Raw genomic sequence first — 13,608 nt, forward strand, 5'->3', positions numbered from 1 at the left:
CAGAAGGAGCAGTCCGCTTCCTCACACTCCCACGATGTCAGGCGAAGCCTCAGGATCACGGGTAGAGACCGCGGAGGCGGTGGGCTTCTGTGACACGCTTCACGGCGAGAGCAGTGGCCGCGGCCCGCAGGGTGAGACCGTGGAGCGAGGCGAAGGCCGTGACATCGTCCCAGCCCGATCGCATCCGCTCGGCGAGGCGCGATTCAACCTCGTCCAGGCTCCAACGGTAGGCCTGGTTCGACTGCACCCATTCGAAGTACGAGACGATCACTCCTCCCGCGTTGGCGAGGATGTCAGGCACGACGAGAACGCCCGCCTCTGCGAGAATCCGGTCGGCTTCGCGCGTGGTGGGCCCATTCGCGCCCTCGACGACGATGCGCGCCTGAACGCGGTCGGCATTGCCGGCGTGGATGACTCCCTCCACGGCGGCAGGGACGAGGAGGTCGACTTTGAGTTCGAGCGCCTCATCGCCGTCGAGTGGTTCTGCGCCAGGGAAGCCGACAACCGTACCGGTGATATCGACGTGGCGGCCCAGCGCCTCGACGTTGATCCCGGTCGACCTGAATACCGCGCCGTACTGGTCTGCGACGGCCACGACGGCGACCCCTACCTGGTCCAAGAAGCGAGCCGCATCACGGCCGACCTTACCGAACCCCTGCACGACCGCGGTGGTCTTGACCGGATCGAGTCCGATCGACCTGAGCGCCGCGAGCGCGACGTGAACTACGCCGCGAGACGTGGCGCTGGAACGGCCGAGCGAGCCGCCGAGGCTGAGAGGCTTTCCGGTCACTACGCCGGGGACGGTGTGGCCTTGGCTGACGGAGTAGGTGTCCATCATCCATGCCATCACCTTCTCGTCGGTACCGATGTCGGGCGCTGGAATGTCGTGCTGCGGCCCGATCATCGGGAGGATCTCGGTCGTGTAGCGCCGCGTGACCCGCTCGAGTTCTGCAATCGAGTAGGCGCGCGGATCGATGGCGATGCCGCCCTTCGCGCCACCGTAGGGCACATCGAGCAGGGCGCACTTCCAGGTCATCCACATCGCCAGAGCGCGCACCTCGTCGATGTTCACCGAGGCGCTGTAGCGCAGGCCGCCCTTGGCCGGACCACGGGAGATGTTGTGCTGGATGCGGTAGCCGGTGAGCACCTCGACGGTTCCGTCGTCGCGACGAAGCGGGATGCTGACGGTGAGCTCGCGCCGACTGGATTTGAGCATGGCGTGCGTGCCCTCGTCGTAGCGATGGAAAGCGACCGCTTCCTCCAGTTGCGAGTGCGCGTCCGCCAGGGCTTGCGCTCCGGCCTCATCAAGGCCGGGTGTGGTGATTGCGTGGAGTCCGTTCATCACGGCGCCTCTCATCGAGTCTGGTCGCATGTCATGAGTCGATCGCGTCGCAGAGGTCCCGGAACAGTCGGGCGTGCAGCCGGTTCCAGGCCTCCGTGACCGGCTCTGGCCACGATGAGAACTTCACCACGACCGTCCGCGTGCCCGGGTCGACCCAGATGAACTGTCCGTGGATGCCGGCAGCGTAGTAGTCGGAGCGCACGCTTCTCGTGAGCCACCACTGGTTCGCGTAGGCCCCGCCAGGGTGAACGCGGTGGAACACGGTTCCGGACGCGGCATTCGGGTCGCCGCCCTCGAGCGTCCGTTGCACCCACTCGGCCGAAACCACCCGCCTGCCGTCGATGACGCCGCCATCGAGCATGAGGCGGCCGACGCGTGTCAGGTCTCGCGCCGTGCAGGAGATCCCGCCGTTCGCGAATCCGAAGCCCACGGCATCGACCGTGATCTGCGCGTCGTGCTCGCAGCCGAGCTTGGACCACAGTCGCCGCGAGACCGCGTCGGGGTACCGGAGCCCAGTCACGTTCTCGACCATCCACGCCAGCACGTCCGTGCCGGCTGAGCAGTACATGAACCGTTCGCCGTGCCGCCCACCGCCGCGCAGCCCCGCGAGGAACGAGTACATGTCAGCCGGGTCGTCGGCCACCCGGGGCCGCCAGCCGGCGATTCGGTCCTGTGCCTGGACCTCTGAAGCGGGGTTGCGGTAATCCTCGTCGTAGTCGACATCGACGGTCATATCGAGCACCTGTTGGACAGTCGCGTCGCCATAGGCGCTGCCGGCGAGCTCCGGTACGTACTCGTCGACGCGCCGCTCGACGTCGACAAGCCCCTCGTCGACCAAGGTGCCGACAGTCAGCCCGCAGATCGACTTGGAGACGCTCATCAGCAGGTGCACCCCGTCGGGATCCACGCCGTCGCGATAGTGCTCGGCGACGATCGCGCCGTCTCTCACGACGACGAGTGCGTCGGTGTAGCTCTGTTCGAGCCGCTTGACCAGGTCGGGGACTGCGGCCAACCCGCTGAGTCCTATCACCGGTCGGACGGATTCCTCGGCGGGCCGGTGCGCGATCGGCGCCGTGGGGACGAACTCCGCGACATGCGCGAACGCCCAGCGGTTGTGGGGCGCGTCCTGCCAGGTGTCGAGGGTGGGCTCGGCATCAGTCCCGCCGGGGACACGCGGCGGATGGGCGCTGCGGCCAGCGTGCTGTGGCAGCAATGAGGTCACGAGGTGATCCTGTTCTCGTTGAGTGACGGCGTTGTGGGGGATGCGCTGGTCGGCGCATCCGGCGGCCATTGCTGCTGCGCCGCCCTCTCGACCGGAATGCGCGGCGCGCGCGGCAGGGGTACGGCACCTGGCGTCTCGGGCATCGCCGCGAGCAGTCGCTGCGTGTATTCGTGCTGGGGGCTCACGAGCACTTCCGCGGCGGGGCCGACCTCCACGAGGCTGCCCTTCCGCATCACTCCGGCCGTATCGCTCATGTAGCGCACGACGTCCAGATCGTGGGAGATGAGGAGGTAGCTGAGCGCGTACTCACGGCGCAGTTCCTGCAGCAGATTCAGCACCTGCGCCTGCACCGATACGTCGAGCGCGCTTGTCGGCTCGTCGAGCACGAGGAGCTTCGGGCGGGTGGCGAGAGCCCGCGCGATGCCGACTCGCTGACACTGGCCGCCGGAGAGCTGGTGGGGTAGCCGCTCGGCGTGGGCCTGTGCGAGTCCCACCTCGTCGAGCAGCTCGTGTGTTCGCGCAGCCAAGGCGCGTCGACGCAGGCTCGTGTGCGTGCGGAGGGGTTCCGCGATCGACTGTTCGATCGTGAGTCGGGGGTCCAACGCGGCGACCGGGTTCTGGAAGACCATGCCTGTGCTTGCCCGGAGGCGACGCATCGCCTTGTTGCGCAGCGCGCCGATCGGCTCGCCATCGATACTCGAGCTACCCGAGGTGGGCTCGATCAGGCGCAGCGCACACCGGGCGACGGTGCTCTTCCCGGATCCCGACTCTCCGACCAGCCCGAACGTCGTGCCGGTCTCGACTTCGAACGAGACGCCGTCGACGGCCCGCACCTCGCTGCCGTGCGCCCGGTAGACCTTCACAATATTGTCGACCGTCAGCATGGTGCTCATGAGCGACCCCCTTCCACGCCGCCGGCCAAGATGCAGGCCGCCTCGTGCAACGGCGAAACGGGCTCGAGTGCAGGGTCGATGTCTGCGCAGGCAGCGACGGCGATGGGGCAGCGGTCGCGGAAGGAGCAGCCTGTCAGGTTGAGCAGGTTGCCGGGCACCGAGCCTCGGATCGCGTCGAGAGGCTGGCCGGGCAGATGCCGTCCAGGCAATGCGCCGAGCAGACCGCGCGTGTACGGGTGGCTGGGGGCGCGCAACACGGCGTCGGTCGGGCCCGTCTCGACGACCCTTCCCGCGTAGAGCACTGCGATGCGGTCGCAGACCTCGCGAACGACGCCGAGGTTGTGGGTGATGAGCAGCACCCCGAAGCCGAATTGGTCGCGGAGCGACAGGATCAGCTCGAGAATCTGCTTGGCGATTGTCACGTCGAGCGCTGTCGTCGGCTCGTCGAGGATGAGCAGTTTCGGTTCGCACACCAGCGCCATCGCGATCATCGCGCGCTGCAACATGCCGCCTGACAACTCATGAGGGTAGCTGCGGTAGATCCGTTCAGGGTCGGGCAGGCCCACCTGCTCGAGGTAGTGCAGGATGTGATCCTTCGCGGCGGCCCGCCGCAGCGGGCGCCCGCCGACCCGCCGGTGCCGGTCGACGACGTCGCGCATCTGCTGCCCGAGTGTGAAGACCGGGTTGAATGCCGTGCCCGGGTTCTGGAACACGATCGAGATCGCGTCCCCGCGTGCCGAGCCGCGGCCGTCGAAGGGTTGCTCCACGCCCTCGAGCAAGATCCGCCCGCTCGGCGCTGCGCCCTTCGGCAGCAGACCCAGCACGGCCAACCCGGTGAGGCTCTTGCCACATCCGGTTTCGCCGACGATGCCGACGACCTCGCGGGGGGCGACCGAGAGGGTGATGCCGCGCACGGGGCGGTTCGTGAGCGCGCCCCGCTCCTCGAACGCTACCGAAAGATCGTCAATGCGAAGAAGGTCTGTTGCGCTCATCGCTTCACCTGCCGGGGGTCGAAGAAGTCGCGCAGCGAATCGCCGAGCAGGTTGAAGCCGAGCACAGTCACGAAGATCGCAAGGCCGGGGAAGGTCGATATCCACCAGGCGGTGAAGATCTGCCCTCGCCCCTCCGCCACCATGAGGCCCCAATCGGGTGAGGGTGGCTGCGCGCCGAGTCCGATGAACGCCAGCGAACCGGCGGCGAGGACGACGCTGCCGACATCCACCGTCGCCTGAACGAGCACCGGAGTCATGCAGTTTCGAAGGATGTGTCGAGGGAGGATGCGCCACGCGGGGACCCCGATCGCGCGGGCGGCCTCGACGAAGGGGCGGTCGCGTAGTGAGCGAGCCTCCGCGCGCACGAGCCTCGCATACCAGGGCCACCAGCAGATGGCGAGCGCGATGCCCGCATTCGTGAGGCTGGGGCCGAGGATCGAAACGGTCACCATGGCGAGAAGCAACGGTGGGAAGGCCTGGAAGACCTCGGTGACCCGCATCAGGACCTGGTCGAGCCAGCCGCCGCGGTAGCCGGCGATTGCTCCCAGCGGGATGCCGATGAGCGCCGCGATCGCCACGACGACCAGCGAGATCGTGAGCGCAGGGCGCGCGCCGATGATCACGCGGCTGAGGATGTCGCGGCCCAGCTGGTCGGTGCCGAACCAGTGCACAGTGCTGGGGGGAAGGATGCGATCGGCGACGCTCGTCGCGCCGTAGCCCTGCGCGGGGTAGGGGGCGATCCAGGGGCCGAAGAGCGCGAGGATGACCACCAGAATGATGAGCGCGAGGCCCAGCGCGGCCAGCCGGTCGGTGCGAAGCACTCGTCCGATCCGGCCCAGCGGGCGGCTGCCGACTGGGACGAACGCGGGCAGGGCAATGGTGGCGGTCATGTCAGGGTCACTCTCGGGTCCAGTCGGGCCTGCACGAGGTCTACGACGAGGTTGGCGATAAGGTAACCGGCGGCGCCGAGGAGGGTGATCGCCATGATCGCCGGGTAGTCCACCGCGAGCATCGCCCCTGCCGCAAACTGCCCTATGCCGGGCCAATTGAAGACGACTTCGACGAAGAAGGTGCCGGTGAGCGTGTAGGCGGCAGCGAGCCCGATGATCGTCATCGTCGGAGGCATCGCGTTCTTCAGCGCGATCTTCCAGCGAATCAATCCGTCGCGCAGTCCATAGGCGTTGGCGGTGAAGACGTAGTCCTGACCGAGCACCTCGAGCATCGAAGCGCGGGTCATGCGAGCGATGAGCCCCAGCGGATAGGCCGCCAGTGTGATCGCGGGGAGTATCAGATGCGCGAGGCCGTCACTGTAGGCGACCCAGTTGCCGGTGATGAAGCTGTCGAAGAGCGGGAAACCGGTGACAGGGGTGATCGGCGCGACGTAGTCGACCTCGGTGCTGAACTGCCCTGTCGCGGGCAGCAGCTTCAGTTGTCCGACGAAGAGGACCTGCAGCAAGAGGCCGAGCCAGAAGGCGGGCATCGACACGCCTCCGATGGCGAGGAAGCGGATGGCCCCGTCCAATGCCCCGCCGGGCCGCTTGGCGGCGACGACACCGAGGATGATGCCGAACACCACGGCGATCAGCATCGCCGCGAAGATCAGCTCCAGTGTCGCAGGAAGCCGGGCGGCGAGTTCGTCGAGCACTGGACGCTTCGTGGCGAGCGAGTTTCCCCAGTCGCCCGTGACGAGCCCGCGAAGGTAGACGAGGTACTGGATGATGATGGGTTCGTTGAACCCGAGCTCTTCCCGGATGCGGGCGAGCTCCTCGGGCGGCGCCTTCGGCCCGGCGTAGACGACGGCCGGGTCGGCGGGGATGACGCGTGAGAGGACGAAGACGACGAGCGTGAGCACGAACAGCACGATCACCGCGGTTCCGAGCCGACTGGCGAGGAAGCGCAACATGGATGACTCCTGAGATGGGATGCGATCGGGCGGGACGGGTGAGCCGCCCCACCCGATCGCGATGTCCGGCGGCCTTAGCTCGCCGGTTGGATCGGCGCGAAGAACGTCGTGAACGGATAGTTCTCGTTGAACTGCGCGACTTCGAGCCCCTTCGGCACGACGCTAACCGCCTGCGCGTCGTACAGGAAGACGCCCGGTGCCTCGTCGACGAGCAGATCCATTGCCTCCTCGTACTTCGCCTGCGCGGCCTCTCGGTCACTGCCCGTCAGCTGGCCCGCCTCATCGACGAGGGCGTCGTATTCGGCGTTCTTCCAGTAGCTGAGGTTGAAGAACGGCTCATCGCTGGAGTGGAACAGGGAATAGAGGTTGTCGGCGCCCGCGTCACTGTAGGTCGGCCAGTAGTACACGACGAAGATGTCCTGTGCGCTCGCTGGGTCGGCCTTGGCGTTCTCCCACTGCTGGTTGAACAGCTCGGCGCGCACGTCGAGGGTCACACCGATCTTCGCGAAGGCATCCTTGAGGAGCGGCACGAACCGGGTCTCAGCCGGGTTCTCCGACGCATAGGTCAGGGTAAGAGTGAGGCCGTCTGCGTGGCCGGCTTCAGTGAGCAGCGCCTGGGCCTTCTCGAGGTCCTGGCTGTACTGCGGCACGTCCTCCGAATACGGGAAGATCCCCTTCGGCACCGGCCCGTGCGCTTGAGTGCCGTACCCGGCGCCGCCGACCTCGATGATGTCCTCATAGGGCACCGCGTAGCTGAGGGCCTGTCGCACCTTGGGGTCGTCGAGCGGGGGCCGGGTGGTGTTGAAGAACGCGAGGAAGTTGAACGGCGAGTTCGCCGTCGTGACCTCGGAGTCAAGATCCGCCGCGATGGTGTCGATGTTCTCGAGCGGCAGGCTTGTTGCGATGTCGACCTCGCCCGACGTCAGCATCTGCTGTGCGGTGACCGCGTCGGGCGTGATGGCGATGTCCACGATGTCGTAGTGCGGTGCCGCCTCGTCGTTCCAGTAGTCGTCGTACGCCTCGAGCACGACCTTCTCGCCGGGGGTGTACGACTTGACGGTGTAGGGCCCCGTGCCGGCATCGATGCCCGCCTCGAAGTACTGCTCGTCGTCCGCGGAGGCAGCGAGCGCCTCCGGCGAAACGATCCAGGCGCCGTAGGTGGAGGCCGCGACGAGGTCCATCGGAGCGGAGTAGGCGAGATTCATCACGACCGTGGTGTCATCGGGCGCTTCGATCGATGCGAGAGGCGCCCAGATGAAGGATGCCCCGGCGCGCTCTTTCGCGGCCTCGATACTCGCCTTGACGGCTTCCGCGTCGACGGGCTCGCCGTCATGGAACGTCGCGCCTTCGCGGATCGTGAACGTCCAGGTGAGACCGTCCTCACTCACCTCCCAGGATTCGGCGATTCCAGGCGTGAACTCCTCCTCAGCGCCCTCGGCGTTCTTCCACAGAAGCGGCTCGTAGACGTTTCCGAGGTAGAGCGCCTCCGTCGAGAAGGACCGCACCGGGTCCCAGGTGGTGACGGCCGCGGACGCGGCCACGCTGAGGACGGAAGCGCTCGATTCGTCGCCGTCCGCGCTGCCGGCGGTGCAACCGGCGAGGGCGAGTGCACCGACGGCGCCCATCGCCAGAAATGAAAGGGCGCGAGGTGCTCGCGCTCGGGTGACTGCCATGTCTGCCTCCTGCTGTGAGATCGCCGCTCGGGGATCTTCAGCGACGAAGTGTGGCTATTGTATGGACGCGAAGTGATAACACGCCAATACTTAGTTGCGGTCATTTCGATACCTCGGAGGCATCAATGGATCTTCGCCTATTGCGCTACTTCGTCGCCGTCTGCGAGACAGGCACCCTGCACGGCGCGGCCGCCGTCGTTCACGTCGCCCAGCCCTCCCTGAGCCGACAGATCCGCAGACTGGAGCAGGATCTCGGCTTCGCCCTCTTCGATCGCTCCGCTCGCGGACTCTCCCTGACCGCGGCGGGTCGGGCCTTCCTCCCCGTTGCCGAGGATCTCCTCACCCGCGCGACCCAGGCATCCACCACCGCCCGCTCGATCGCACGCGGCACCGTGTCCGATCTCACCGTCGTCGCCGCGCCGACCACGGTGGCAGATGTCATCTCCCCGTTCATCGTGCGCTCCGGCGCCGACGGGGTCATCGGCAACGCAATCGAGGTGATGCCGGAGAATGTCTACAGTGCGATCGAGCACGGGGATGCGGACTTCGCCGTCGGCACACGCATCCCCCCCGCCGAGTTGCGCTCGATGGTGCTCGGGCACGCGTACCTGTGGGCACAGATTCCCGCCTGGCATCCCTTCGCGAGCCGACCGAGCATCCCCATCGCCGAACTCATCAAGGAACCGCTCATCCTCATGAGCCGCGCTCATGGAGTGCGTCAGATGCTCGACTCCGCCGCCGCTCGGGCCGGGCTCGCGTTCACCGCCTCCGTGGAGACAGCCTCTCCTGTGCTCGCCCAGGCACTCGCCGCGGCAGGTCGCGGCATCTGCGTACTCTCCGACGACCCGCACTACGACCTCGTCGCCGTTCCGATCTCGGCGCCCGGCGGCGAGCTGATCATCACCCTCTTCGGCGTGTGGGACGAGATGCACTATGCCAGCGCCCACATTGCAGCCTGCCTGGAGGAGCTGAGCGCCTTCAATGCCGAGCTCTATCCGCAGACGGTGAAGTTCGGGGCGAGTGGCGCGACCGGGTGAACGCGGGGTGGGAGCGGGCGGCAATGCCCGGCGAGCATCACAACGGGACCGAACGGGTCGTGGACCGATCACCGCGATGACGCTCACACTGGCGTTCACCCATCTCAACGAATCAAAGGAGATTCCGTGCGTCGTTCTGTGTCACTGCTCCTGTGTGGAGCCTTCGCCGCAACCGCGCTGACGGCCGTCGGCGCCGGAACGGCGGCGACCGCATCCAGCTCGGTACCGGCGTCTCGTTCCCACAGCTCCGTGCCCGACGACCGCCTCACAGGCTCGGGCGCGGTGACCCGCTCGGTACTCACGGCGGACCAGCTCACCGCGGACCTCGCGCCGGCGGCGACCGTCTCCAACGATGCGTTCGCCCTCCCGGAGCAGGCTGCGAGACCGCACCACACCTTCGAGGGCACCCTCACCTTGGACGGCGTCGCCACCGCCGGAGACTTCACAGCCGTCCGAGGTGGCACCCCCGCGCCAGCCCGCAGGCACCTGCCGCCGTTCTCCGTTCAGCTGGTTCAGAACGGCAGCCACCTCGTGCCCGTCGCCCGCGGCGTGCAGTACACAGGCAGCCCCTACTGGAACCTCGCGGTCGGAGCCGGCCGCGCCTGGAGCGAGAAGGGCGATCGCGGTCAGACACGCGCTGCCCTCCCGTTCGCGCTGATCCAACGCAACGCGAACTGCGTACACAACGGCGTCCTCACGTTCCTCTTCAAGAACAAGAAGATCTCGAACGTTCGGTACCAGATCACGAGCGAGACCTGCCAGTACTTCCAGTTCGACATGTGGGGCCAGGTGAGCGCGACGTACACGCCCGGCGGCATCGCAGGGGCGCGAGACATCCGAAATGCCTACGCGGCTGAGGTCGCCGACCGTCTGCCGACCAAGCCGATCTCAGCTCTCGCCGCCGATCACCCTGACGCGGGCATCGACCTGTCCGCGTTCGGCCGCGGGATCACACCCGGTGCGCTCAGCACCCAGGGGTTCCTTTACGACGGTGTGAACTACGTCGGCAACTGCCCCACTCGGCAAGGCGACTACCCCTTCTGCGGGCAGATGCTGCTGCCCTCGTACTCCACGGCAAAATCCGCGTTCGGCGGAGTGGCACTCCTGCGTCTGGCCCAGAAGTACGGTCCCGGGGTCGCCGACGAACTGGTGCGGGATCATGTCGCGGAGGCATCCGGTTCGTCCTGGAACGATGTCACGATCGATCACGCTCTCGATATGGCGACCGGCAACTACGCCTCGGCCGCCTACCAGGCGGACGAGGGCGGCCCGACGATGTCCGCATTCCTCGGCGCCGAGTCGTATGCCGACAAGATGACCGCGGCGCTCTCGTTCCCCCATCGAGCTGCCCCTGGCACCGTCTGGATCTACCACACCTCGGATACCTTCTTGGCGACGCGAGCGATGGACGACGTGCTCAAGGACCGCGCCGGGTCCGATGCCGAGATCTTCGCGATGCTGCGCGACGAGGTGCTGAAGCCCGCGAAGGTGGGACCCGACTCACTCACCACGCTGCGCACCGGCAACAGTCCTACGGGGGCGCCCTGGGGAGGCTATGGCATGTTCTGGACGCAGGACGACATCGCGAAGGTCGCAAAGCTGCTCACCGTCGACGGCGGCGCGGCGGGCGGCAGCCAGGTCCTCCACCCCGGGCTTCTCAACGCGACGCTGCAGAAGGACCCCGCCGATCGTGGCGTCACGACCACCGGCGCAATCCCGTTCCACTACAACAACGGTTTCTGGGCGCAGGACTTCAGCAGCGCAGACAACCCCGCATTCACGTCAACCTTCTCCGTGCCGTTCATGTCCGGATTCGGCGGGATAACGGTCGCGCTCATGCCGAACGGCTCGAGCTACTACGTCTTCGGCGACAACAACGAATTCGCCTGGCGCAGTGTGATTGCGGAGTCGAACAAGCTCGCCCCGATGAGCGGCGGCCACTAGGTCGTGTCTCCCAATGGACAGACGGGTCCGCTCGCCTTGAGCAGCGCGTGAGCCCGTCTCCCACAAGCCGGATGAGGACTCGCCGTTCCACCCCGCTTGCCCCCGTGCGCAACGGCACGCAACCGACGCCGGACGCGCCACACTGACCCGAACACACCCATACGAACGGATCGAAGGAGATCTCGTGCGTCGTTTCCTCCCCCTCATTCTGTGCGGCGCCCTCGTAGCCACCGCGCTCACCGCCCTTGGTGCCGCACCTGCCTCAGCCGCTTCCTCGGTACCGGGCGACCCGCTTGCCGGGTCTGGCGCGGTGAGCCGCTCGGTGCTCACCGCGGCGCAGCTCGCATCGAGCTCGGCCCCGACCGCCACGTTGCCCAACGATGCGTTCGCGCTGCCGGCCGCCGCCGCGGCGCCCTCGCACCGCTTCGAGGGGACGCTCACCCTGAACGGCGTCGCGACCGCCGGCGGGTTCCGCAAGGTGAAGGACTCGGCGAACTACACCCGTGTCGAGGCCCGCAAGCACCTGCCGCCGTTCTCCGTACAGCTCGTGCAGAACGGGAGCCACCTCGTGCCCGTCGCCCGAGGGCTTCAGTTCACGGGGAGTCCGGTGTGGAATCTCGAGGTGGGAGCGGGCCGAGCGTGGAACGAGACCGCCGACGGGAGCCAGACCCGCGCGTCCCTGCCCTTTGCCCTTGTCGAGCGGAATGCGAACTGCGTACATAACGGCGTGCTCTCCTTCTTGTTCACCGCGACGACGGTCTCGCAGGTGCGGTACCAGGTGACGAGCGAGACCTGCGAGTATTTCCAGTTCGATCTCTGGGGTCAGGTGGGAGCAACCTATGCGCTGGGCGGTATCGCGGATGCCGAGGGTGTCCGCAACGCCTACGCCGCCGAGGTGGCCGACCGCCTCCCGACCAGGCCGATTGCGGCCCTCGCGACCGACCACCCCGGCGCGGGCGTGAACACCGGGGCATTCGGCTCGGGGATCACTCCCAGTGCGCTCAGCACCTTCGGGTTCGTCTACGACGGGGTGAACTACGTCGGCGGCTGCCCGACTCGCCAGGGTGCCTACCCGTTCTGCGGTCAGCTGCTGCTGCCCTCGTACTCGACGGCGAAATCGGCGTTCGGAGGCATGGCACTCATGCGACTCGCGCAGAAATACGGACCGGCCGTCGCGAACGAGTCCATCGCGGCGCATGTACCTGAGGCGAGCGGAACCGCGTGGAGCGGGGTCACAGTCGGCAACGCTCTCGACATGGCCACCGGGAACTACAAGTCCGCCCTCTATGAGCGTGACGAGTCGAGCCGTACCATGCTCGACTTCTTCGACGCTGAGTCATACTCCGCGAAGATGCAGATAGCGCTCTCGTTCCCCCGCAAGACGACACCCGGCACCAGGTGGAACTATCACACCTCGGACACCTTCCTGGCGACACGGGCGATGGACGACGTGCTGAAGGACCGGGCGGGCCAAGGAGCCGACTTGTTCGGAATGCTGCGCGACGAGGTGCTGAAGCCCGCCAAAGTCAGCCCGAACGCGCTGACCACCGTACGCACGGACAACTCTCCCACCGGCGTTCCGTTCGGGGGCTACGGTCTGTTCTGGACCCAGGACGACATCGCGAAGGTCGCGAAACTGCTTGTTGCCGATCATGGGGTGACCGGCGGGCAGCAGGTTCTCCACCCGGGCCTCCTGAACTCGAGTCTCCAACGCGACCCCGCCGACCGCGGGCTCACCACGAGCGGCACCACGCCGTTCAAGTACAACAACGGGTTCTGGGCCCTCGACTTCGATGCGAGCGACGACCCCGCCTATGCAAACCCGTTCTGGGTACCCTTCATGTCGGGCTACGGCGGCATCACTGTCACGCTGATGCCCAACGGATCGAGCTACTACGTCTTCAGCGACAACAACGAGTTCGCGTGGGCGGCCACCGTGAAGGAGTCCAACAAGCTCGCCCCGATGGTTGGGGGTTAGTGCGGCCCGGTCCTGGAAGCTCTCCGCCTTCGTGGGGAAGACCGTGCGGCGCGCCGCCACGGGGGACGATCGCCGAGGATAGGGACGAACGCCGCGGTGCCTCAGCACCGCGGCGTTCGCGCTACCCGGGAGCTTCGCGAGGCGGGCGGTTAGAACCGCATCGCGGCACGATAGCGCGGGAGCAGGCCCCGGCGGATGCCCGACACGGTGGGCTTGGACTGGTACACGCCGCTGTTGTGGTTGCCCTCGATCACGACGGGGCGCTCGGGCGTGATCGCGATGTCCCACCCGATGTAGGGGAGGGCGGGAACGCGGCGGGAGAGACGATCGACGAGAGCGAGCACCTCGTCGTACAGCGGTACCTGGAAGCCGGTGATCTCGACGCCCGTGATCGGATGCGTCGCGTAGGCGTGGGCCTCCTCGTCGGCGGCGGCGTGGAGCGCACGGCCGTCGTCGCCGAGCATCGTGTACATGCCGCCGCTGGAGAAGTTGTCGATGACTCCGCCGTTGCCGATCTTCAGCACCGAGGCCAGGACGTGGACCTCGCCGTCGGGATCGAGATAGGTCACGACGCGCAGCGAGTTCACGCTGCCGGGGTACAGGCGGGCCATCTCGGGATGCTGC

11 protein-coding genes are annotated in these 13,608 nt (G+C 67.1%); 3 read left to right on the forward strand and 8 right to left on the reverse strand.

The genetic code is table 11. The features are described 5' to 3' along the window. Positions 1-55 precede the first annotated feature (55 nt). From ASD93_RS14685 to ASD93_RS14715, 7 genes are all read right to left on the reverse strand, one after another. Entirely contained in the window at positions 56-1,342 is a 1,287-nt protein-coding gene (locus ASD93_RS14685; protein WP_056124641.1) for a Glu/Leu/Phe/Val family dehydrogenase, read from the reverse strand. A 31-nt stretch (positions 1,343-1,373) separates the two neighbouring features. Continuing rightward, on the reverse strand, positions 1,374-2,564 hold the full coding sequence (locus ASD93_RS14690; protein WP_235566967.1) for a serine hydrolase domain-containing protein: 1,191 nt from the start codon (positions 2,562-2,564) through the stop codon (positions 1,374-1,376). Then, positions 2,561-3,457, reverse strand: a complete 897-nt coding sequence (locus ASD93_RS14695) for an ATP-binding cassette domain-containing protein (protein ID WP_082569363.1) — start codon at positions 3,455-3,457, stop codon at positions 2,561-2,563. The genes ASD93_RS14690 and ASD93_RS14695 overlap by 4 nt, the downstream gene beginning before the upstream one ends. Then, on the reverse strand, positions 3,454-4,449 hold the full coding sequence (locus ASD93_RS14700) for an ABC transporter ATP-binding protein (RefSeq protein WP_082569364.1): 996 nt from the start codon (positions 4,447-4,449) through the stop codon (positions 3,454-3,456). Before ASD93_RS14700 ends, ASD93_RS14695 begins: the two co-directional genes overlap by 4 nt. After that, positions 4,446-5,339 (reverse strand): ABC transporter permease, encoded by an 894-nt coding sequence (locus ASD93_RS14705; protein WP_056124142.1) that lies wholly within the window; start codon positions 5,337-5,339, stop codon positions 4,446-4,448. Before ASD93_RS14705 ends, ASD93_RS14700 begins: the two co-directional genes overlap by 4 nt. After that, on the reverse strand, positions 5,336-6,352 hold the full coding sequence (locus ASD93_RS14710) for an ABC transporter permease (protein ID WP_056124145.1): 1,017 nt from the start codon (positions 6,350-6,352) through the stop codon (positions 5,336-5,338). The genes ASD93_RS14705 and ASD93_RS14710 overlap by 4 nt, the downstream gene beginning before the upstream one ends. A gap of 74 nt (positions 6,353-6,426) precedes the next feature. Continuing rightward, entirely contained in the window at positions 6,427-8,025 is a 1,599-nt protein-coding gene (locus ASD93_RS14715; protein ID WP_082569365.1) for an ABC transporter substrate-binding protein, read from the reverse strand. Positions 8,026-8,150: 125 nt separating this feature from the next. Between ASD93_RS14715 and ASD93_RS14720 the strand changes: the two genes are divergently transcribed. The 3 genes from ASD93_RS14720 to ASD93_RS14730 all read left to right on the forward strand — a co-directional run bounded on the left by ASD93_RS14720 (position 8,151) and on the right by ASD93_RS14730 (position 12,984). Next, positions 8,151-9,062 carry a LysR family transcriptional regulator gene (locus ASD93_RS14720; RefSeq protein ID WP_082569366.1) on the forward strand — a complete coding sequence of 304 codons (912 nt, stop codon included), beginning with the start codon at positions 8,151-8,153 and terminating at the stop codon, positions 9,060-9,062. 249 nt (positions 9,063-9,311) lie between these two features. Further along, positions 9,312-11,006, forward strand: coding sequence for a serine hydrolase (locus ASD93_RS14725; protein WP_157536973.1), 1,695 nt, complete (start codon positions 9,312-9,314; stop codon positions 11,004-11,006). Positions 11,007-11,316: 310 nt separating this feature from the next. Further along, positions 11,317-12,984: a hypothetical protein gene (locus ASD93_RS14730; RefSeq protein WP_056124156.1), complete on the forward strand. Its 1,668-nt coding sequence runs from the start codon at positions 11,317-11,319 to the stop codon at positions 12,982-12,984. Between the two features lie 149 nt (positions 12,985-13,133). Here the strand turns inward: ASD93_RS14730 and ASD93_RS14735 are convergent. Further along, positions 13,134-13,608: sugar-transfer associated ATP-grasp domain-containing protein (locus ASD93_RS14735; protein ID WP_321163630.1), on the reverse strand; the 475-nt coding region annotated here is incomplete at its 5' end.

The organism is Microbacterium sp. Root180 (genome assembly GCF_001428485.1).
GTDB lineage: Bacteria > Actinomycetota > Actinomycetes > Actinomycetales > Microbacteriaceae > Microbacterium.

What these genes read in the sequence shown, in the direction of transcription:
- ASD93_RS14685 (WP_056124641.1), bottom strand. Translation starts at nt 1,342, where the DNA reads ATGAACGGACTCCACGCAATCACCACACCCGGCCTTGATGAGGCCGGA.
- ASD93_RS14695 (WP_082569363.1), bottom strand. Translation starts at nt 3,457, where the DNA reads ATGAGCACCATGCTGACGGTCGACAATATTGTGAAGGTCTACCGGGCG.
- ASD93_RS14700 (WP_082569364.1), bottom strand. Translation starts at nt 4,449, where the DNA reads ATGAGCGCAACAGACCTTCTTCGCATTGACGATCTTTCGGTAGCGTTC.
- ASD93_RS14705 (WP_056124142.1), bottom strand. Translation starts at nt 5,339, where the DNA reads ATGACCGCCACCATTGCCCTGCCCGCGTTCGTCCCAGTCGGCAGCCGC.
- ASD93_RS14710 (WP_056124145.1), bottom strand. Translation starts at nt 6,352, where the DNA reads ATGTTGCGCTTCCTCGCCAGTCGGCTCGGAACCGCGGTGATCGTGCTG.
- ASD93_RS14715 (WP_082569365.1), bottom strand. Translation starts at nt 8,025, where the DNA reads ATGGCAGTCACCCGAGCGCGAGCACCTCGCGCCCTTTCATTTCTGGCG.
- ASD93_RS14720 (WP_082569366.1), top strand. Translation starts at nt 8,151, where the DNA reads ATGGATCTTCGCCTATTGCGCTACTTCGTCGCCGTCTGCGAGACAGGC.